18 protein-coding genes are annotated in these 19,979 nt (G+C 77.1%); 8 read left to right on the top strand and 10 right to left on the bottom strand.

Annotation, left to right across the window (positions count from 1 at the left end):
* Positions 1-28 precede the first annotated feature (28 nt).
* Positions 29-817 (bottom strand): DUF3152 domain-containing protein, encoded by a 789-nt coding sequence (locus tag OF117_RS04665; protein ID WP_263551639.1) that lies wholly within the window; start codon positions 815-817, stop codon positions 29-31.
* Between the two features lie 620 nt (positions 818-1,437).
* On the bottom strand, positions 1,438-2,481 hold the full coding sequence (locus OF117_RS04660) for an alpha/beta fold hydrolase (protein ID WP_263551638.1): 1,044 nt from the start codon (positions 2,479-2,481) through the stop codon (positions 1,438-1,440).
* 68 nt (positions 2,482-2,549) lie between these two features.
* Between OF117_RS04660 and OF117_RS04655 the strand changes: the two genes are divergently transcribed.
* Both OF117_RS04655 and OF117_RS04650 read left to right on the top strand, forming a co-directional pair.
* The gene (locus OF117_RS04655; protein ID WP_263551637.1) at positions 2,550-3,236 is read left to right on the top strand and encodes a TetR/AcrR family transcriptional regulator; all 687 of its coding nucleotides are present in this window, start codon (positions 2,550-2,552) and stop codon (positions 3,234-3,236) included.
* Positions 3,237-3,353: 117 nt separating this feature from the next.
* Entirely contained in the window at positions 3,354-3,587 is a 234-nt protein-coding gene (locus OF117_RS04650; RefSeq protein ID WP_263551636.1) for a DUF3107 domain-containing protein, read from the top strand.
* 429 nt (positions 3,588-4,016) lie between these two features.
* Here OF117_RS04650 and OF117_RS04645 read toward each other — a convergent pair whose 3' ends face one another.
* Positions 4,017-4,667, bottom strand: a complete 651-nt coding sequence (locus OF117_RS04645; protein WP_263551635.1) for a ferritin-like domain-containing protein — start codon at positions 4,665-4,667, stop codon at positions 4,017-4,019.
* A gap of 245 nt (positions 4,668-4,912) precedes the next feature.
* Between OF117_RS04645 and OF117_RS04640 the strand changes: the two genes are divergently transcribed.
* The 4 genes from OF117_RS04640 (at position 4,913) to OF117_RS04625 (ending at position 10,145) form a co-directional block, all read left to right on the top strand.
* A complete protein-coding gene (locus OF117_RS04640) occupies positions 4,913-6,781 on the top strand; it encodes a DEAD/DEAH box helicase (protein ID WP_263551634.1) in 1,869 nt (622 codons plus the stop codon).
* 228 nt (positions 6,782-7,009) lie between these two features.
* Positions 7,010-8,161: a PQQ-binding-like beta-propeller repeat protein gene (locus tag OF117_RS04635; protein ID WP_263551633.1), complete on the top strand. Its 1,152-nt coding sequence runs from the start codon at positions 7,010-7,012 to the stop codon at positions 8,159-8,161.
* 152 nt (positions 8,162-8,313) lie between these two features.
* Positions 8,314-9,258 carry an alpha/beta fold hydrolase gene (locus OF117_RS04630; protein WP_263551632.1) on the top strand — a complete coding sequence of 315 codons (945 nt, stop codon included), beginning with the start codon at positions 8,314-8,316 and terminating at the stop codon, positions 9,256-9,258.
* Complete coding sequence (locus OF117_RS04625; protein WP_263551631.1) at positions 9,255-10,145, top strand: oxygenase MpaB family protein; 891 nt, start codon at positions 9,255-9,257, stop codon at positions 10,143-10,145. The genes OF117_RS04630 and OF117_RS04625 overlap by 4 nt, the downstream gene beginning before the upstream one ends.
* Positions 10,146-10,163: 18 nt before the next feature.
* On the opposite strand, the gene OF117_RS04620 is transcribed toward OF117_RS04625, so the two are convergent.
* The 5 genes from OF117_RS04620 to OF117_RS04600 form a co-directional block, all read right to left on the bottom strand.
* The gene (locus OF117_RS04620; RefSeq protein ID WP_263551630.1) at positions 10,164-11,003 is read right to left on the bottom strand and encodes a RecB family exonuclease; all 840 of its coding nucleotides are present in this window, start codon (positions 11,001-11,003) and stop codon (positions 10,164-10,166) included.
* 69 nt (positions 11,004-11,072) lie between these two features.
* Positions 11,073-11,930 (bottom strand): PHP domain-containing protein, encoded by an 858-nt coding sequence (locus OF117_RS04615; RefSeq protein WP_263551629.1) that lies wholly within the window; start codon positions 11,928-11,930, stop codon positions 11,073-11,075.
* 103 nt (positions 11,931-12,033) lie between these two features.
* The gene (locus OF117_RS04610) at positions 12,034-12,690 is read right to left on the bottom strand and encodes a PH domain-containing protein (RefSeq protein ID WP_263551628.1); all 657 of its coding nucleotides are present in this window, start codon (positions 12,688-12,690) and stop codon (positions 12,034-12,036) included.
* A 7-nt stretch (positions 12,691-12,697) separates the two neighbouring features.
* On the bottom strand, positions 12,698-12,850 hold the full coding sequence (locus OF117_RS04605; protein WP_263551627.1) for a hypothetical protein: 153 nt from the start codon (positions 12,848-12,850) through the stop codon (positions 12,698-12,700).
* Between the two features lie 156 nt (positions 12,851-13,006).
* Entirely contained in the window at positions 13,007-13,630 is a 624-nt protein-coding gene (locus OF117_RS04600) for a DUF6758 family protein (protein ID WP_263551626.1), read from the bottom strand.
* Positions 13,631-13,741: 111 nt separating this feature from the next.
* On the opposite strand from OF117_RS04600, the gene OF117_RS04595 reads away from it, so the two are divergent.
* Positions 13,742-14,335, top strand: a complete 594-nt coding sequence (locus OF117_RS04595) for an NUDIX hydrolase (RefSeq protein ID WP_263551625.1) — start codon at positions 13,742-13,744, stop codon at positions 14,333-14,335.
* A gap of 122 nt (positions 14,336-14,457) precedes the next feature.
* Here OF117_RS04595 and OF117_RS04590 read toward each other — a convergent pair whose 3' ends face one another.
* Together OF117_RS04590 and OF117_RS04585 are read right to left on the bottom strand one after the other, a co-directional pair.
* Positions 14,458-14,964 (bottom strand): MaoC family dehydratase, encoded by a 507-nt coding sequence (locus tag OF117_RS04590; RefSeq protein WP_263551624.1) that lies wholly within the window; start codon positions 14,962-14,964, stop codon positions 14,458-14,460.
* Positions 14,965-15,118: 154 nt separating this feature from the next.
* The gene (locus OF117_RS04585; protein WP_263551623.1) at positions 15,119-15,412 is read right to left on the bottom strand and encodes a WXG100 family type VII secretion target; all 294 of its coding nucleotides are present in this window, start codon (positions 15,410-15,412) and stop codon (positions 15,119-15,121) included.
* Between the two features lie 151 nt (positions 15,413-15,563).
* Here OF117_RS04585 and OF117_RS04580 point away from each other — a divergent pair, with 151 nt between their 5' ends.
* Positions 15,564-19,976 carry an FtsK/SpoIIIE domain-containing protein gene (locus OF117_RS04580; RefSeq protein ID WP_263551622.1) on the top strand — a complete coding sequence of 1,471 codons (4,413 nt, stop codon included), beginning with the start codon at positions 15,564-15,566 and terminating at the stop codon, positions 19,974-19,976.
* Positions 19,977-19,979 lie beyond the last annotated feature (3 nt).

Genomic DNA, 19,979 nt, shown 5'->3' with positions numbered 1-19,979 from the left:
AGGTCGGAGGCCGGAGGTCGGAGGCCGGCTATGGGTACGGCCAGGCGTTGCGGGTGCAGCCGTCGAGGCCCAGCGTCTGCTGCTGCATCACCGGCGCGGGCTGACCCGGGCCGGGGCAGTCCTCGTGGCCGTTGCCGAGCGCGTGCCCGACCTCGTGGTTCACGACGTACTGCCGGTAGGTGGCGACGTCGCCGTCGTAGTGCGGCACGGCGGTGGCCCAGCGGGCCAGGTTGATGACGGCGCGTTCCCCGTAGCGGCACGAGGTGTAGCCGCCGGTGCCGACGCCGGGGCAGTAGGTCTCCATGCTGCCGGGGCTGATCAAGCTGACCCGGAACTCGTACGCACCGCCGGCGGCCTCGGCCGCGCCGACGCGCTGGAAGGACATCCGCCCGCCGGCACCCCACGACCGCGGGTCGCCGAGGGTCGCCTCCACGGCCCCCGCGAACGCCGCGCCGTCGACCTCGATGCCGTCCTCGGTCTCGACGACGAAGCGCTGCAGCGGGCCGGTTCCGTAGACCGGCGAGGTGCCGTCGACGACGGTGACCGACCCGGCGCCCCGCTCGACGTACCCCTCCGCGGGACCGGGGGCCGCCTCCTCGGTCGGCCCGGCGTCGGCCTCGGCAGGGGGCGGCGCGTCCTCCTCCACGGGGGGCAGCACCCCGACCGACGGCGTCGCGGCACCGACGACGGCGGCCGCGTCCGTCCGGGACGACGCCGGCGCGTCGAGGGCGAGATCGGCGAGCGTGCCGATCGTCGCGACGGCCAGGATCGGGACGGCGTAGGCGCGCCAGCCGTAGCGCCGCACGAAGCGCCGCACCCGCCCCGCCGGCTGCGGCGCCGACCGCCTCCTGTGCCGGTCCACGTCCGGGTCGGCCACGAGCGGGCCGGCCGGTCGCCGCCCGGGCCCCACCGGCGGGCTCGCGGCGGGCGGTCCGCCCGGAGGTCCCGCGGTGAGGGGCGACGGGGCGTCGGGCCGCGCGAGGCCGGGCCGGAGGCCGACGCCGGATCGGGAGGGGTAGGCGGCGCCGGCAGGCCGCGGGGGGACGGCGGGCCGGACCGCCGGAGCCGGGCGGGCCGTGGCGTCGGGTCGGGGCGGCACGGGAGGACGGCCGGTTGGCACCGGCCGCCCGGCGGCAGCGGGCCGGGCGGAGGCGACGGCACCGGGCCGGGCGGAGGCGGCGGGACGGACGGACGGCGGTGGCGCGGTCCGCCCGGGCGTCCGCCGGACGTCCGGTCGCTCGTCGAGGCGACGTCCCCCCACGTCCGCTCCCCTGCCGTCGTCGTCGGTCCGGGCCCCGCTCGACCGGACGGGCGCGGCGCGGTGGCGCCTGCCCCCGGTGGTGCAGCCTCTCACGCTGCCTCGGCCAGAGGCGGGCGTGCGGCGGTGCGACACGGCGGGAACCTTCCGCACCACCGGCGCGTCGCCGGTCGCGGGGGTCAGGAGACCTCGGCGGCGGCGGTCACCGGCGGGTCGAGCTCCTCGGCGAGTCCGAGCACGGCCCGGGCCACCGGCTCCGGCGTCTCCAGCTGGGCGACGTGCCCGACGTCGGGCAGCTCCAGGAGCCGGGCGTCCGGGACGACGGCCGCGAGGCGGGGGGCCAGCCGGGGGTCGACGAGCCGGTCACGCCCGCCCCACACCACCAGGGTGGGCGGGCGCAACCGCCGGGCCAGCCGCCAGGCGTTGGCCCCGCCCACCTTCAGGTAGCTGGCCAGCAGGCCCCGCATGCTGCGCGTCAGCGCCCGGTCGGCCCACGGCTGCTCGCCGCGCTCGCGCATCTCCTCGACGGCCTCCGCGAGGCGCTCCGGCGGGATGCGCGACGGGTCGCCGAAGCACATCCGGATCATGTTGCGCACGTGCTGCTCCGGAGCGATGCCGGCCAACCGCCGCTCGGCCAGCGTCGGGATGCCGGGGAGGAACAGCAGCAGCAGCGCCCGGCTGAACGCCTGCGGCACCCGGTAGACCGGCATGGCCGGGGAGATCAGCGTCAGCGAGGCGACCAGGTCGGGGCGGCGGGCGGCGACGAGCAGGCTGACCAGGCCCCCGAGGGAGTTGCCCAGGACGTGCACCGGCCGCCCGGCGCCGGGCCCCGGCAGGTCCCGGACGTGCTCGAGGACGTCGACGACCGCCCGGCCGTGACCCCGCACGCTGTAGCCGCCCCGCGCCGGGGGCTGCGACCGGCCGAAGCCGGGCAGGTCCACCGCCCAGCCGTCGAAGCGGACGGCGAGCAGCGCCGCCAGGTCGGTCCAGTTCGTCGAGGCCCCGCCCAGGCCGTGGACGTACAGCGCGCGCTCCCGCGGCGCGCCGTCCCGGGGCCCGTCGACGGGCCCGGACCAGGGGGTGCGCCGGAGGAAGAGCTGGCCGCCGGGCAGGTGCACCCGCTCCCCCGGCCACGGCGGTCGGACGCCGGCGACCGCCGGCAGGACAGCCCGGGACGGCACGGCCGGGCGCGGGGTCGGAGGAGGCGGGACGTCGTCGGGCATCACCGCGACGGTAATCGGCGGTCCGGGCCCGGGCGGGGCGGGCGACCCGCCGGTAACCTCGTCTGGCCATGCAACCACCCCGCGCCGCTGCGCCCGCTCGCCGCACCGCCCGCCTACCGCGGAACGCGCGCCGGCTGCAGCTGTTGCGGGCCGCGCAGGACGTCTTCGTCGCGCAGGGCTTCCACGCCGCCGCGATGGACGACATCGCCGTCCGGGCCGGGGTCAGCAAGCCGGTGCTGTACCAGCACTTCCCCGGCAAGCGGGAGCTGTACCTGGCGCTGCTCGAGGAGCACGTCGGCGTGCTGGCCGAGCGGGTCGGCGACGCGATGTCGGGCATCGACGACAACCGCGCCCGGGTCGACGCCGCCGTCCGCGCCTACTTCGACTTCATCGACGCCGAGGGCGAGGCCTTCCGCCTGGTCTTCGAGTCCGACCTGCGCAACGACGGCGACGTCCGGGCGACCGTCGACCGGGGAACGCGGGTGTGCGTCGAGGCGATCGCCGAGGTGATCGCCGCCGACACCGGCGCCGACGCCGAACGCGCCCTGCTGCTGGCCTCGGGGCTGACCGGGCTGGCCGAGACGAGCGCGCGCTGGTGGCTGCCCCGCAAGGGCACCGTCTCCCGCGACGAAGCGGTGTCGCTGATGTCGTCGCTGGCCTGGCGCGGCATCTCCGGCTTCCCGCGGCTCGAGGACGCCGAGTCGCGGGCCGCGGCGGCGCCCGCCGTCGACCCGGGCCCGGCCGCGTCCTCCTGAGGCGCAATTCCCCGAAGGCGCCGTCCGTTCGCTGACGGCGCACCCGAACGGCGCGGTGGCCGCTCGGCCGCTGCACTAGCGTGGGAGGCAGCCGCGAACCGAGGAGGCATCGCCCCAGTGGAAGTCAAGATCGGCGTCCAGCACTCCCCCAGGGAGCTGGTCATCGACAGCCCCAAGACACCCGACGAGATCGCCGAGGAGGTGTCGAAGGCCATGTCCAGCTCGAAGGACGGGCTGCTGACCCTCGTCGACGAGCGCGGCCGGCGGGTGGTCGTCCCCGTCGACCGCATCGCCTACGTCGAGATCGCCCAGGCCGACCAGCGACGGGTGGGCTTCATCGCCGGGGCCTGACGCGCTCAACCGGCCCCGGTGCAGGGCTCCGCGCCGAGCGTGCGAGAGGCACCGGGGTCCTTGCCGGGGCGTCCCCTCCAGCGGGCGGGGGCGCCCCGTTCGTCGTCCGGCGGGCCCGTCCGGTCGGGACCCGTGCCCGTCGAGTCGGTCGGCTGCTCGCGGGTGCTCCCCGACCGCTATCCCCTGGTGACGACCTGAGCCGCTACGTCAGAGCCGAGCACCGCCTCGGCCACCGCTCGACGTCGGCGTCATCGTGCCCCGGCTCGACCGGCTCCACGACTGGTCCGGACCGGTCCCCACGTACGCGTGGGACCCGGAGGAGGCGGACGTCTGGAACCCCGAGCCGTCCCTCCTCGCGCGGGCGGCGCGGCGTGTGGTGGCGCCGTCCCGGCCGGCGAACGGCCTGCGCTGACCGGGAGCGGCCGACGCTCATCCCCGCAGGCCCAGCACGCGCATCCGCTCGGTGTGGGCGGCGGTGAGCCGCTCGATCAGCCGGGCCACCCCCGCCAGGTTGCCGGTGCCCGCGGTCAGCAGCAGCGCCAGCTGGTCGTGCTCGGCGATGACCGCCTGCGACTGCGTGATCGCCTCCCCCACCAGCCGCCGCGCCCACAGCGACAGCCGGCCGGCGACCGTGCGGTCGGCGGCGATGGCGGCCCGCACCTCGCGGACGGCGAACTCCGCGTGCCCGGTGTCGGCCAGCACCTCGAGCACCAGGTCGCGGTCGGGATCCGGCAGGAAGGCGGCGACCTCGCGGTAGAAGTCGGTGGCCAGCCCGTCGCCGACGTACGCCTTGACCAACCCCTCCAGCCAGTTGCCGGGCCGGGTCTGCTCGTGGAAGGCGTCGAGCGCTGCGGTGAACGGGGCCATCGCCGTGGCGGGCTCGGTCCCGAGTTCGGTCAGCCGCTGGGCCAGCCGGTCGTGGTGACCGATCTCCGCGGCCGCCATGCGGGCCAGGGCGGCCCGGCCGGCAAGCGTCGGGGCCAGGCGGGCGTCCTCGGCCAGCCGGTCGAACGCGGTGAGCTCCGCGTAAGCGAGCGCGCCCAGGAGGTCGACGACGGCGCGGGTGTCGACCGAGGTCACGGCAGCTCCTAGCGTCGGCGGGGACGGCGCCCGCGGACGGCGGGTTCGGAACGGCGGGTCAGCGGTGGCGGGTCGCCGCCCCCGCGGACGGCGGCGCGGTCCCCCGGACGGGTGGCGCCCGCGGCGTCCTGCGGTGCGGCGGGCCGAGGCTATCGGCTGCGCGGGTTAGCATGGGAATCGGCGAGCCGTTCGGCTTGCTGGTATCTGCGCGCTGACTCCTCGCCGGACGCCGCCCGTCAGGGCAGGTGACCGAGAGCCCCGCGAGGGCTGTCCCACGGGCAGCACGCCCGGTCCGCTGGCCGAGTCGGCGCTGGAACTCCATCCCGCGACCAGATCGAGACGCGGCTCCGGCGCGGCACCCCACGCCGGCGCCCGTCCCCGGCGAACCAGAGGCGAGAGCACTGACCTCCATCGACAACACCCCCGCGATCGACGACACCCCCGCGAGCGGGAACACCCCGGCGACCGGCGACACCCCCGCGATCGGCAACAACCCGGCGATCGACCACGCCGAGACCGGCGCCCCCGACCCCGAGCAGCTCGTGCAGACCGTCGAGGCCCTCGGCGGCGCACCGGTCGAGGAAACCAGCCCGCTGTTCAGCGATTTCGACATCCACCCCGACGTCGTCGCCGCGCTGGCCGAGGTGGGCATCACCCGCACCTTCGCGATCCAGGAGCTCACGCTCCCGCTCGCGCTCAACGGCCACGACCTGATCGGGCAGGCCCGCACCGGCACCGGCAAGACCCTCGGCTTCGGCGTCCCGCTGCTGCAGCGCGTCGTCCCCCCGGCCGAGGGCGCCGACGGGGTCCCGCAGGCGCTGGTCGTCGTCCCGACCCGGGAGTTGTGCGTGCAGGTCGCCCGCGACCTGTCCGCCGCCGCGTCCAAGCGCGGCGTGCGGGTGCAGTCCATCTACGGCGGCCGCGCGTACGAGCCGCAGGTCCAGGCGCTGCAGCAGGGAGTCGACGTCGTCGTCGGCACGCCCGGCCGGCTGCTCGACCTGGCCCAGCAGGGCCACCTGATCCTCGGCAAGATCGGCGTCCTCGTGCTCGACGAGGCCGACGAGATGCTCGACCTGGGCTTCCTTCCCGACATCGAGCGGATCCTCGGCATGGTGCCCGACCGCCGGCAGACCATGCTGTTCTCGGCCACGATGCCCGGCCCGATCGTCAACCTGGCCCGCCAGTTCATGAGCCAGCCGACGCACATCCGCGCGCACGGCAACGACGAGGGCTCGACCGTCCCGCAGACCACGCAGTTCGTCTACCGGGCGCACAACCTGGACAAGCCCGAGCTGCTGTCCCGCGTGCTGCAGGCGCGCGGTCGCGGCCTGGTGATGGTCTTCTGCCGCACCAAGCGCACCGCGCAGAAGGTGGCCGACGAGCTGGTCGAGCGCGGCTTCGCGGCGGCCGCCGTGCACGGCGACCTGGGCCAGGGCGCCCGCGAGCAGGCGCTGCGCGCCTTCCGCAGCGGCAAGGTGGACGTGCTCGTGGCCACCGACGTGGCCGCGCGCGGCATCGACGTCACCGGCGTCAGCCACGTGGTCAACTACCAGTGCCCCGAGGACGAGAAGACCTACGTGCACCGGATCGGCCGCACCGGACGGGCGGGGCAGACCGGGGTCGCGGTCACGCTGGTCGACTGGGACGACATCCCCCGCTGGCAGCTGATCAACAAGGCGCTCGGCCTCGACTTCGACGAGCCGGCCGAGACCTACTCCACCTCGCCGTGGGTCTACGCCGACCTGGACGTGCCCGAGGGGGCGACCGGTCGGCTGCCGCGCGCCCAGCGCACCCGCGCGGGCCTCGACGCCGAGGCCGTGGAGGACCTGGGCGAGACCGGCAAGCGCAGCCGCCCCGGCGGTCGGGGGCCCGACCGGGACGACGAAGGTCCCGCGGGCGGCGGCAAGAGCCGGCCGCGGCGCCGCACCCGCCGGACCGCCGGAGCCGCAGCCGACAGCGGGTCTGCGCCCGCCGATGTGGAGGGCGCCGACGACGGTGCCGGCAGCGGCCGGCCCACCGGAGCCGGCGAGGGCGGCGGCAAGCCGCGCCGCCGTCGTCGGCGGCGCGGTGGCGCCAACCGCGGCGGCGACGGCGGATCCGAGTCCGCCGCCTGAAAGAAGGACCCCCTGCCCCCCGCCACTCGCAAGCTCGCGGCGGGACCCTGCAGGGGGCCGCTCCAGCCCGTCACCAGGCTCGCGGCGGGACCCTGCAGGGGGCCGCTCCAGCCCGTCACCAGGCTCGCGGCGGGACCCGGCAGGGGGCCGCTCCAGCCCGTCACGCTCGCGGCGGGACCGCCCGCCCTCACTCCCCCGCACGGGGCACCCCCCGGGAGGTGGCCGACGATGCGCCCGCCGCTGCGGATCTGGGTCTGGACGGCGGCGACCGCTGCGCTGCTGCTGGCCGGCACCCTGCTGTGGCAGACCTCGGACGTCGCGGCCGTCGACAGCACGACGTCCGCCCCCGCGGACGTCCCGGACGCCGGTCCCTCCGGAGAACTCGACACCGCCTGGTCGACGTCCGGTGCGCACGTACCCCGGCGCGTGGTCGAGCGCGGCCGGGTCCTGCTCGGCTCTGCGCGCGGGATCACCGCCCGCGACGGCGTCACCGGCGAGGAGGCGTGGCACTACGTGCGCGGGAACGCCCGCCTGTGCGACCTGACGGCCGTGGACGGCGTCGTCGTGGCCGTCTTCCGCGGTGCCGACCGCTGCGACGAGGCGATCGCCCTGGACGCCGAGACCGGCGAGCGGGTCTGGACGCGCAACGTGGACCTCCGCCCCGACGCCGAGCTGGCCAGCACCGACAGCATCGTGCTGGCGGAGAGCCCGACCGGCGTGGTCACGCTCGACCCCACCGGCAACACGCTCCGCTGGCGGTACCAGCCGCCGGAGGGGTGCCGGCTGCTCGACGCCGACGTCGGCAGCACCGGCGTCGCCGTCCTGCAGCGCTGCCCGGGTGCCCCCGAGCCGCAGCTGCGGCTGCTCAACGGTTTCGACGGGTCGCCGATCTGGACCCGCGACGTGCCGGCCGACCCGGGCGCACCGGTCCGGCTGGCCGGCAACGACCGAGTGGTCGACCTGGTGGTCGGCGACTCGTTGCTGGTGCACGCCGGGGTCGACGGCACGCTGCTGCGGACGGTGCCGCTGCCCGCCGCCGGTGCCGACCCGGCCACCGAGGCGCTGCAGCAGGCCGGCATCGCCGACCTCGCGCTGGTGTGGGCGCGCGGCAGGCTGTTCGTGCTCGAGGAGGCCACCGGCGCGGTGCGCTGGCAGGGGCCCGCGCGGGGGCTGCCCTCGGTGCGCGAGGTGGCCGAGGCGGTGCCCGGGGCGGCGACCGTGCTCGTGCCCGAGGAGGGCGGCTTCGTCCGCCGCGACGTGGCCACCGGTGAGGAGGTCGAGCGGCTCGCGGTCGACGACCTGCCCGACGGGGGGCGGACGTCGGTGGTGGGGCCCGTCGTCGTCTACCGGCTGACCGACCGGGTGCTCGGCTACCGCTGAGCGAGGACCGCACGGAGAACCCCTGCCGCGCCGCTCGCCGGCTCGCGGCGGGACCCCGCAGCGAGGCCGTCAGGGCGCTCGCCCGCTCGCGGTGGGCGTCCGGACGGGGTCGGCGGCGGCGCGGACGCCGAGCGCGAGGTTGACTGGGGGCCATGGTGCTCCCCGGCGGCCCGGACGCCGCCGTCCCGCTCGCCGTCGCCCCCACCGACCTGCGCCAGCTCGCCGCGCACGATGCGCGGCCGCGCAGCCTCCCCGGCCGCGCCGGCCCGCTGGCCGCCCTCGACACCAGCGGCCCCGCCGAGCACGGCACCGTGCTGCTGGTGGCCGGCTACACCGGCTCGAAGGAGGACTTCGCACCGCTGCTGGCCCCGCTGGCCGAGGCCGGCTACCGGACGGTGGCCGTCGACATGCGCGGGCAGTACGAGTCGCCGGGTCCTGACGACCCGGCCGCCTACTCCGTCGCCGAGCTCGGTGCGGACATCGAGTCCGTGGCGCGGTCGCTGCTGACGGAGACCGGCGGCCCGGTGCACCTGGTCGGGCACAGCTTCGGCGGGATCGTCGGCCGCGCCACGGTGCTCGCCGACCCGTCGGTCGCCGCGTCGTTCACCCTGCTCGGATCGGGTCCCGGAGCCCTCGGTGGCCACCGGGCCGAATTGCTCGACCACCTGGCCCCCTTGCTGGAGGCCGGCGGGGTGCGGTTGGTCAGCGACACGCTCGACCAGCTGGCGATGACCGACCCGCGGGCGCAGGCGGTCCCCGAGCCGACCCGCGCCTTCCTCACGCAACGGTTCCTGCGCAACAACGCCGCCGGTCTGCGCGGCATGGCCGACGCATTGCTGGCCGAGCCCGACCGGACGGCGGAACTGGCCAGGACCGGCGTGCCCCTGCTCGTCGCCCACGGCGTGGCCGACGACGCGTGGCCGCCGGCGGTTCAGGCGGACATGGCGCGGCGGCTGGGTGCCCGGCACGAGGTGATCCCGGGGGCGATCCACTCACCCGCGGTCGAGAACCCGCGCCGCACGCTGGAGGTGCTGCTCGACTTCTGGTCCGCGGTCCCGGCCGGCCGCCCCGCCGGTGGCACGGCGGTGCGGCCGTGAGCCGGCCGCTGCTGGAGCCGTTGCCCTCGCCGGACGACTGGACCCCCGAGGAGGACCGGCTGGGGTTCTTCGGCCCGGACAGCGTGACCTGGCGCGTCCACGCCGACCCCGCCTACCACGTCGGCGGGATGCGAGCGCTGATGCTGCAGGCGCTGCACCCCGTCGCGATGGACGGCGTGGCACGCAACTCCACCGGCTTCCGCGACGAGTGGTGGATGCGGATGACCCGCACCGGCGAGTACGTCGAGACGCTCACGTTCGGCACCCGCACCGAGGCCCGGCGCACGGCCGCCCGGGTGCGGGGGCTGCACCGGCAGCTCTCCGGTGTCGAGGGCACCAGCGGCCGCGCCTACCGGGTCGACGACCCGGACCTGCTGCTGTGGGTGCACAACTGCGAGGTCGAGTCGCTGCTGACCACGGCCCGGCGGGCCGGCGTGCCGCTGAACGATGCGGACGCCGACGCGTACGTGCGCGAGCAGGTGGCCGCCGCCGGGCTGGTCGGGGTGCCGCTGTCGACCGTCCCGCGGACGGTGGCCGAGCTCGACGACTACTTCGCGCGGATCCGCCCGTCGCTGGCCGCGACACCGGACGCGGTCGAGGGCGTGCGCCGGCTCTTCCTGCCGCCGATGCCCGGGTGGGTGCAGGTGCTCACGCCGGCCCGGCCCGCGTGGGGCAGCCTGGCGGCACTGGCGTTCGCGCTGCTGCCGGCCTGGGCGCGGAAGATGTTCGCGATGCCCGGCCTCGCGCTGACCGACGCGGCGGCGCCGGTCGCGCTGCGTGCGCTGCGGACCGCGGCGCTGGCGGTGCCGGAGCGCGTCCGCTGGTCACCCGCCGTCCGGGCCGGCATGGCCCGGGTCGCCGTCCGGGAGGTCGGGCTCGGCGCCTGAGCGGCCGCTCCGGTGCCGCTACTCCTCCTCGGCGAGGAAGCTCCACGTCTCCCGTGGCGGGCAGGCGGCCTGGCCGGTGGGGCAGCTGGGCCGGAAGTCGCACCAGGCGCACTGCGCGCCGGGCAGCGCCGGGAAGGCGGTGTCGCGGTCCTCGCCACCGGCCATCGCCGCGGTCGCCCGCTCGATGTCCTCCGCGATGTCCTCGGCACGGCGGACGTGGTTGGCCAGCGACCGCTCGGTGTGCTCGAAGGCGGCCACCGTGCCGCTGGGCAGGTGGTGCAGCTCGACGCGGCGGCACGGGCGGCGCAGGGTCCGACGGACGCCGAGCACGTACGCGGCCAGCGCGGGCGACCCGCGGGCCTCGTCGTCGGTGCAGACCGAGCGACCCGTCTTGTAGTCGACGACGACCAGTTCGTCGCCGCGCCGGTCGATGCGGTCGACCCGCCCCGACAGCGCCAGGCGCCCGGTCGTCGTCCCGACGGTGCGCTCGGTGCCGGCCGGCTCGTCGGCCGGGTCGAGGCCGGCGACGTACTCGGTGAGCCAGCCCGCCGCCCGGACCCGCCACCGCGCGGCCTGCTCCTCGTCGCGGAAGCCGTGCGTCGACCAGGCCGCGTGCAGCAGCTGGCGGGCCGCGGCCGGGGTGCGGCGCTCGACCGGCAGGTCCCACCAGGCGCGCAGGGCAGCGTGCACGGCTGCCCCGACGGAGTTGTGCGCCCACGCCGGCCCCTTCGGCGGCTGCGGCCGGTCGAGGTAAGCGAACCGGTAGCGCCGCGGGCAGTCGGCGAAGGTGGCGAGCTTGCTGGGCGTGGCGGGAAACAGCCGGCGCGGCATGCCGGGCATCTCGAGCTGGGCGCTCACCGGAGGCCCCGCGAGCTTGACGTCCCGACCATGCCGCCACGGTAGCGCCGGGACCGACGGTTCCCGGCTTCAATCCCGGTACGGCGCGCTGCCGGTGCCGGCCGCGAGGAGGGCGTCGAGCTGGTCGGGCTCGGTCGTGCAGGCGGCGATCGGCGTGGCCTTGTTGGTGCCGTGGTAGTCGCTGGACCCGGTGGTGAGCAGGCCGAGGTCGGCGGCCAGGCACCGCAGGTGCGCCGAGTCGTCGGGCTCGTGGTCGGGGTGGTCGGCCTCGAGGCCGACCAGCCCCGCCCCGGCCATCGCAGCGACGGCCCCGTCGTCGAGCACGCGGCCGCGGCGGCGGGCCAGGCCGTGCGCGAACACCGGCACGCCGCCGGCGGCGCGGACCAGCCGGATGCCGTCGAGCACGGCGGTGTCGCGCTTCGCGACGTAGTAGGGGCTGCGGTGGTTCAGCAGCGTGGCGAACGCCTCGTCGACCGACCCGACCACCCCGGCCCGGACCAGCGCTCGGGCCACGTGGGGCCGGCCGACGACGCCGGCGGCGCACCCGGCCGCGATCTCCTCCCAGTCGAGCGGATAGCCGTCGGCGGCCAGGTTCGCGACGATGCGCTCGCCGCGGCCCAGCCGCTCGCTGCGCAGCCGGTCGAGCTCGGCGGCCAGGTCGGGATGGCCCGGGTCGAACAGGTAGGCCAGCAGGTGCACGCTGATCGGCGGCTGGTCGTCGGGAAACCAGCGGCAGGACAGTTCCATGCCGGGGATGACCGTGAGCCCGGGGGGACGCGACCGCTCGGCCTCGGCCCAGCCCTCGGTCGTGTCGTGGTCGGTCAGTGCGACCACGTCCACCCCCGCGTCCCGGGCGCTCGTCAGCAACTCGGTCGGCGTCTCGGTGCCGTCGGAGACCGACGAGTGGGTGTGCAGGTCGATGAGCATCGCGGTCAGCCTGCCGCACGGCGGTCGCAGCCACCCGTCGGCAGGCCGAGCGTGGGGCGGTCGCAGCCACCCGTCGGCAGGCCGAGCGTGGGGCGGACGTGCCTCAGGGCGGGGAGGGCGGCCGGGTGAACGGCTCGGTGTCGCGTGGTCCGGGCTGGCCGGGGGGCGGGCGCCGGGGCGGGAGCTCGGGGTTGCCCTCGTCGTCCCCGGTGTTGGCGGGGGCCACGAGGTCGCTGCTGAACAGCAGCCGGCTGACCTGCTTGTACAGGGCGTCGGCATCCGGCAGGTAGGTGATCTCGGACAGGGCGTGCTGCTGGCCGGCGGACTCGAAGCGGAAGGTGCCGTATCCGAGGATCTGCCCGAGGAAGGTCTCCTTCCAGGTCAGGTCGGTGACGCGGCGCAGCGGTAGGAGCGTCACCGTGCGCACGATGACGCCGGAGGTGAGGAGGACCCGGCGCCGGCTGACGATGAAGTGGCGCATGTACCACTCGCCCACCCGCAGTCCCCAGTACACGAGGACGCTGACGAGGACCAGCAGCCCGAGGGAGCTGCTCACCCGGTTCTGCGGGTCGAGCACGAGCAGCCACCCGCCGGCGGCCAACAGCGGCAGGGCCTTCGCGGTGGGCTCGAGCAGCACGGCCCAGTGCCGGCGGGTCGCGATCACGGCGTCCTCGTCGTCGAGGAGGTACTTCGCCGCGTCCTTGCTCCACCGCGGTGTCCGACCCTGCGGCAGCGGCTGCGCCGGGGGTGGCCCGGTCACGGCGGGGTCAGCCCAGCGACGCGAAGAAGGTGGCCAGCCGTGATGCGGCGTCGCCGAGGGCGTGTCCGGTGCTGCGGACGAGGTCCGCGGACGACTCCGGCGCCTGGATCACGTAGAACACGACGAAGGCGAGGGCCAACCAGGCGATGACCTTCCTCATCCTCACCTCCGGAGCACCGCGGCAACCGGACCGGGGCCACCCGACCGGCACGGACGGAGCCGGCACGCGACGGCGGCTCCACCCCATGCGTAACACAGGCACCAGGCGTCACGACCCCGACGCGCCGAGGCAGGCGCGCGTCCACGACCGTACGCGTCAACGTCCGGGCAGCAGGTGCTCGCTCGGCGGGCCGAGCGGCAGATCGGGGTAGAGCCGGTCTCGCAGGTCCAGCAGTTCGAGCTGCTCGGCCAGCAACCAGGCGGCCGACGCCGGCCACATGACCAGCCACAACCAGACCCCGTAGGCCTCCCCCACGAAGGCCGCACGCCCGTCGTCCGTGGGTACGGCCCACAGCGGCGCGTGCTGGCCGGCGGCCTTGACGTCGGCGAACGAAGGACCGGAGATGACGTCACCCGGATCGGGGCCGGGCAGCCCCGCATAGCCGCAGCCCACCCCCATCCCGGGCTCCTCGGCGACGAGGACCAGCTCCGCCGCGCCGCCGAGGGGAGCCGGCCCGGCGCAGTCGACCACGATGGCGCGCGCCGATGGCTCCCCACCCCAGGCCAGCCCGGTGACCGACCACCCGGCCGCCATGGGGTCGGGTACCCACGCCGGCACGCGCGCGTCGGTGGTGACGGCGGCGATCGCGTCGTGCGCGAGCAGGGTCGTGTAGTGCAGGGGCGTCACCGCCCCGTGCGTGTGGCACCACGCCTGCGCCGTCGACCCCGGACGGACGACCAGCCGCTCACCGCAGCGGGGACAGATCGGCGAGACGCTCATCGGGCACCACCGTCCTGGGGGCGGGGGGAAACGTCAAGCGCGGAGCGACCGGGCGGCGGCGCGGCGCAGGTGCGGCGTGGCGGCCGGTGCCGCGGACGTAGCCTGCCGCGCATGCCGACCACCCCGCCCCCCGGGGAGCCGGAACCGGAGCCGGAGCCGGCGCCGTGGGCCGCGCCCCCGCCGCGCAGCGCCGGCCGCCCGCCGGGGACGGCCGCGGCGACACCAGGGACGGCCGCGCCCTCGCCAGGGACGGCCGGCGACCCGCCGGGGACGAGCGCGCCCCGGCCGGCGGCGGCCGGCGACCCGTCGACGGTGCCGTGCGTCGGCGCGGTCGTGCACGACCGGCAGGGACGGTTGCTGCTGATCCGCCGGGCGCACGAGCCCAGCCGGGGTCTGTGGTCGCTGCCCGGTGGCCGGGTCGAGGCCGGCGAGTCCGCGGCGCAGGCGGTCGAGCGGGAGGTCCGCGAGGAGACGGGGCTGGAGGTGCGCGCGGGAGCCCCGGTGGGCCGCGTGCGCATCCCCTCCGGCCGGCTGGTGTACGAGGTCACCGATCTGCGCTGCGAGATGGTCGCCCCCGCGGCCACCCCCGTTGCCGGGGACGACGCGGACGCCGTCCTGTTCGCCGACGCCGCGACGATCGCCCGGCTCCCGTGCACACCCGACCTGGTGGAGACGCTGCGGGGCTGGGGGGTCCTCCCGCACTGACCACCGGCGGGCGACCGGACAGGACCGCCACCCGACGAGGCGTCCCGCCCACCTGGCCGCACCGGAGGTCCGGAGCGGTCGCGGGCCGCGCCGTCGCACCCGGGCCGCACAGCCGCAGCCCGTCAGCGCGCGACGGGCTCCGGGCGCCCGGGTTGCTCGCCGCCACGCGCCTCCCCGTAGGACCGCTTGGGCACCATCACCTTGCGCCGGAAGACGCAGACGACGGTGCCGTCCTGCTTGTAGCCGATGGTCTTGACGTGGACGACGCCACGGTCGTCCCTCGACCGGGACTCGGTCTTGTCGAGCACGGTGGTCTCGCCGTAGATGGTGTCGCCGTGGAACGTCGGCGCGACGTGCCGCAGCGACTCAATCTCGAGGTTGGCGATGGCCTTGCCCGACACGTCGGGCACGCTCATCCCGAGGAGCAACGAGTAGACGTAGTTGCCGACCACCACGTTCCGGCCGAAGTCGGTGGTCTCCTGGGCGTAGTGGGCGTCCAGGTGCAGCGGGTGGTGGTTCATCGTCAACAGGCAGAACAGGTGGTCGTCGTACTCGGTGACGGTCTTGCCGGGCCAGTGCTTGTAGACCGCGCCGACCTCGAACTCCTCGTAGTAGCGACCGAACTGCACGATTCCGCCCCCGGGGCTCGACGACTGCACGAGGCAGGGCACCGGCACCGGGCTGGCAGCCGGCCGGTCCGGTGCCGCCGCCCGCCGTCGAGCGTCGACGCCCCGACTGGACGGCCAGTGATCCTACGGCCGCCGGCCCGGCCGCTCCCTCGGATCAGATCATCGAGCCGATGCGCGCAGCCATGTCCGACTCGTGCTGCTGGTAGGAGGCCGCGACGCTGTCGAGCAGCCCGCCCATCCCGGTCAGCGCTTCGCTGACACCGAGGGCGGCCAACCGCCACTGCTCGTACAGCTGGCTGAACTGCACCGCCGCCTGGCTGTCGGTCCAGCCCTCGAGCACGGAGGCGTTGATGCTGCCCGACAGCGTGGCGTGCCGCGCCGTCGTGTCGGACGCCTCGGCCCGGCACTGCCCGGCCATCGACTGCAGGGTGGAGATGTCGACCTTCACGGGTCCTCCTCGCGTCCGGGTCCCTCCCGGTCGGAGCGCACGCTAGGCGGTCCCCGGCGGCGCCCGGGGCGCCTGTCCACAGGCACGCTCGCCGTCCACAGCCCGGCGCCGACCGGCCCGGGCGGAGCCCGCGGCCGACGAGGATCGCGTCGTGACCACTCCGCCGCCCGCCCCCCTTGGCGTCCCCTCGCAGAGGGACGACGGGCAGCCACCGCCCGCCGCGCGGGGCAGCCGCTGCTGGACGCTGCACGGGCGGGAAGGCGCCGTCGACGTGGAGCTGCTCGCCGACGACAGCGACGCCGTGTGCGATGCCCTCCGTGCGCTGCGCCGCGACCTCGGTGTCCCGGTCGAGGCCCTGTGGGCGGGCTCGAGCAGGCTCGCGGACGATGTCCCGTTGACCCACGAGGCGCTCCGTCACGGCGCCGTCCTCGGCGTCGACCGGCCCGGGCCGCGCCGCCCGGGCGGTGATCGGATCGGACCCGACGTGCCGATCGGGCCGTCCCGCGGCAGCGGGAGCGCCCTCGAGCTGCGCGTCGTCGGCGGACCGGACGCCGGGATCGCCGTCCCGCTCCCTCGCGGACGACACGTCGTCGGCCGCGGCGCCGGCGCCGCGGTGCAGTTGGCGGATCCGGACGTCTCGCGTCGGCACGCCGAGGTCCGGGTCGGCGGCGGGAGCATCACCGTGGCCGACCTCGGCTCCACCAACGGGAGTCGGCTCGACGGGCGCGTCCTGGCGGGCGGCACGGCCTGGCCGGCCGGTGCCGTCCTCCGGCTGGGCCGCAGCGCCCTGACCGTCGCCGGCCCCACCGGGACACCGCTCACCCACGAGATCGCTGCCGGCGGGCGGGCCCGGGTCCGGGCTCCCACGCGGCTGCCCGTCCCCCCGGTGGAGACGGAGGTCACCTTTCCACGACCGCCGTCGCCCGTCCCGCCCCGGCGGCTCGCGTGGGTGGGGGTGGCCCTGCCGGCCGTCGGCGGAGTGGCGCTGTCCGTGCTGCTGCGCACCCCCACCTTCCTGTTCTTCGCCCTGCTCGGCCCGCTGGTCGCCCTCGGCACCTGGTGGTCCGACCGCTGGTCCGGCCGGCGCAGCGGGCGCCGCGCCGCCGCCGACCACGCCGCCGACCGAGCCGCCGCGGAGCAGCGCCTGGCGGAGGCCGTCGCCGCCGACGTGCGGCTGGCCGAGGCCGCGCACCCGGACCTGGCCACCCTCGCCACGGCGGCCCGGCGACGGACGACGCCGCTGTGGGTTCGCCGACCCGGCGACGCCGACGCGCTCGTGATCCGGGTGGGCACCGGCCCGGGCCGCACGCGCGTCCTCCGCCGCGATCCGGACGCCCCTCCGGCGCCCGCGCGTGCCGACCACCTCCCGGTCGTGGTCGACCTGCGGGCCACCGGTGGGCTCGCGGTCACCGGGCCGCGGGAGCGCGCGCTCGGTGTCCTCCGCGCGGTCGTGGTCCAGGTGGCCGTGCTGCACCCGCCGGACGGCGTCACGCTGCTGCTCCTCCTCGAGCCCGGCCGCGTAGCCGACTGGCGGTGGGCCCGGTGGCTGCCGCACCTGCCGCGGGCCGCCGTCCGGGTCCGGCCGACCGAGGTCGTGGACGCGGCGGACGACGACGCCGTCCTGCAGCGCCTCACCGCCGCGGTGGCCGCCGCCCGGGCCGGCGGGACCACGGGCTCCGGCCCGAGCGGCACGACGGTGGGCGGGAGCCACCTCGTCGTCATCGTCGACCGACCGATCGGCGCGCCGCTCGCCGCGTGCCTGCTCGGCGCCCGGGACGCCGGGGTCGTCGTCCTCACGTCGGCCGCCGGCGGCGCCGGGCTCCCCTTCTCACCCGATGCGGTCCTGCGGTTGACCGGTGAGACCGGCGACGAGGCCGTGCTCGTCCGCCGGGGCGCGCCGGACAACGGCGGGGTGGTGGTCGACCGCCTGGCCCCGGACGTGGCGGCCGACGTGGCGCGCCACCTCGCGCCCCTCACCAGCCCGCCCGCGGCCGGCACGCTCCCCCGGCGGACGCGGCTGCTCGACGTCCCGTCGACCGGGCTGCGGCTCGCCGCGGGCGGCGGGGTCACCGGCTCCTGGTCCCGCGCCCGTGACCGGCTCGTCGCCCCGCTCGGGTGGTCGGCCGGCGGGCCGCACGCCCTCGACCTGTGCCGGCAGGGCCCGCACGCCCTCGTGGCCGGCACGACCGGGTCCGGCAAGTCCGAGCTGCTGCGAACGCTGATCGCCGGGTGGGCGCTCGCCCACCCGCCCGACCGCTGCTCCTTCCTGCTCGTCGACTACAAAGGCGGTGCCGCCTTCGGCGAGGCGGCGCACCTGCCGCACACGGTGGGCCTGCTCACCGATCTGGACGGCGCCTCCACCGCCCGCGCGCTGAGCTCGCTGACCGCGGAGCTGGTGCGGCGCGAGGAGGTGCTCGCCGCGGCCGGCGTCACCGACCTCGCCGCCCTTCCGGACGACGTCGACCTCGCCCGGCTGGTCATCGTGGTCGACGAGTTCGCCACGCTGGTCGAGGAGCTGCCCGCCTTCGTGCCCGGGCTGGTCGGCATCGCGCAGCGGGGCCGCTCGCTGGGGGTGCACCTGGTCCTGGCCACCCAACGGCCCGGCGGCGTCGTCTCCCCCGAGATCAAGGCCAACTCCACGCTGCGCATCTGCCTGCGCACCACGGACGAGAGCGACTCACGCGACGTGCTCGCCGTACCCGCGGCCGCGCACCTGCCCGTCGACGTGCCGGGGCGGGCATACGTCCGGTCGGGCGGCGCGGCCCCCGTCCTCCTCCAGATCGCCCACGTCGCGGCACAGCCACCGCGGGAGGGGACGGCCGGTCCCCAGGCCGTCCGCTGGCAGTGGCCGGCCGGGGCTGCGGCCGCCCCTCGGCCGGGCGGTCCGGAGCAGCCGAGCGACCTGGCCGCGATCGTCGCCGGGATCCGGCGGCACACCGCCACCAGCACGGTGCGGCTCCCCCACCGGCCCTGGCGGCGACCGCTGCCCGACGAGATCTTCCCGGGGGACCTCATGCCTTCCGGCGGCGGCCCGGAGAGCGCCGCGGGTGGGCCGTCGGCGGCCGGTGTGCTGTCGGTCGGCCTCGTCGACCTGCCTCGGCGCCAGGCGCAGGAGCCGCTCCGCCTCGACCTGCGCGAGGGCGGCGGCTGGCTGGCGGCCGGTGGCCCCCGCAGCGGCCGCACCACGTTCCTGCGGACGGTCCTCAGCGAGGCGGCCCGGTCGCTGCCCCCGGACGACCTCCACGTGCACGTCATCGACATGGGCGGCGGGTCCCTGGCGGCCGAGGCCGCCCCGCTGCCGCACACCGGCACGGTGACCGCCGGCGACGACGCCCTGCGGACGGTCCGGCTCGTCGACCGGCTCGCCGGGGAGGTCGCCCGGCGGAGGGCGGGCCCGCGCACCGTGCGGGAGCCGCTCGTGCTCCTGCTGGTCGACGGTGCCGAAGCGGCCGGCACGCTGCTCGACGACGGCGACCCGGCCCGTGGGGCGGGTGCCCTGCTGCGCCTCGTCCGCGAGGGTGCAGCCGCCGGGCTCACCTGCGTGCTGACCGCCGACCGGGCCGTTCCCGGTGGTCGGCTGGCCGCGGCAGTCACCCGGCGGTTGGTGCTGCCCCTGCCGGACCGCGCCGACTACGCCGTGGCGGGCGTCCCGGCGCGCGCCGTACCGGGTCACCGCCCGCCGGGTCGCGCGCTGCTCGGCGAGGACGCGGTGGAGTGCCAGCTGGCCCGACCCCGTCCCGGCTGGCCACCGGCGACGGCAACGGCAGCCGCCGAGCTGCGAGGACGCCGGCCGGGCACCGGCGCCCCCGGCGGGCGCCGACCGTTGAAGATCGTCGAGCTCGAGCCCGACCCGGTCCTCACCCTGCCGTCGCCGGCGCCGGCGTCCACGCCGGCCCCGACGCCGGACACCGCCGGAGCCGCGCCGGCGCTGGAGCTGGCGGTCGGACCGGGCGGCGACGAGGGCTCCGTGCTCCGGGTGGACCTGCTGCGCAGCGGCGGCCTGCTGGTGGCCGGCCCGCCGGGCAGCGGCCGGACCACGGCGCTGGACGCCTTCACCGTCCACCTGGCGGCGTGCGGCCACCCCGTGCTGCGAGTCGGCCGACCGCGGCACGGCGGCGTGCCATCCGGAGCGGTCCGGCCCGGCGGACCGCCGCGGCCCGGCGACGCCGTCACGTGGGCCGCGCCGGATGAGGTCGCGGCGGTGTCCGCATGGCTGCAGGCCCGCGAGGGCCGACCGGGCGCCGTGGTCGTGGACGACCTGGGTGCACCGGCCGCCGTCCCGGCCCTGGGCGCGCTGCCGGCCGCGGGGGAGCCCGCCGGCGTCGCCCTCCTGGCGGCCGCGGGCGCCGCTGACCTGGCCGGCCACTACGCGGGACCGGTGAGCGCCCTCCGGCGCCAGCGGAGCCTGCTGCTGCTCTGCCCGGGTCCGGGGGACGCCGACCTGCTGGGCGTGCGGCTGCCCCGGACGCCGGTGCCCGTGCGCCCCGGCTCGGGCTGGCTCGCCGTCGGCGGCCAGGTCCTGCGGGTGCAGGTGGCGCGGCGCCGGCAGGCGGGGCCGCCGTGACGG

Source organism: Geodermatophilus sp. YIM 151500, from assembly GCF_025716945.1.
GTDB lineage: Bacteria > Actinomycetota > Actinomycetes > Mycobacteriales > Geodermatophilaceae > YIM-151500.
Note: the sequence above shows the minus strand (reverse complement) of the source record. Positions and strands in the feature narration are given on the sequence as shown.

What these genes read in the sequence shown, in the direction of transcription:
- OF117_RS04660 (WP_263551638.1), bottom strand. Translation starts at nt 2,481, where the DNA reads ATGCCCGACGACGTCCCGCCTCCTCCGACCCCGCGCCCGGCCGTGCCG.
- OF117_RS04655 (WP_263551637.1), top strand. Translation starts at nt 2,550, where the DNA reads ATGCAACCACCCCGCGCCGCTGCGCCCGCTCGCCGCACCGCCCGCCTA.
- OF117_RS04635 (WP_263551633.1), top strand. Translation starts at nt 7,010, where the DNA reads ATGCGCCCGCCGCTGCGGATCTGGGTCTGGACGGCGGCGACCGCTGCG.
- OF117_RS04630 (WP_263551632.1), top strand. Translation starts at nt 8,314, where the DNA reads ATGGTGCTCCCCGGCGGCCCGGACGCCGCCGTCCCGCTCGCCGTCGCC.
- OF117_RS04615 (WP_263551629.1), bottom strand. Translation starts at nt 11,930, where the DNA reads ATGCTCATCGACCTGCACACCCACTCGTCGGTCTCCGACGGCACCGAG.
- OF117_RS04605 (WP_263551627.1), bottom strand. Translation starts at nt 12,850, where the DNA reads ATGAGGAAGGTCATCGCCTGGTTGGCCCTCGCCTTCGTCGTGTTCTAC.
- OF117_RS04600 (WP_263551626.1), bottom strand. Translation starts at nt 13,630, where the DNA reads ATGAGCGTCTCGCCGATCTGTCCCCGCTGCGGTGAGCGGCTGGTCGTC.
- OF117_RS04595 (WP_263551625.1), top strand. Translation starts at nt 13,742, where the DNA reads ATGCCGACCACCCCGCCCCCCGGGGAGCCGGAACCGGAGCCGGAGCCG.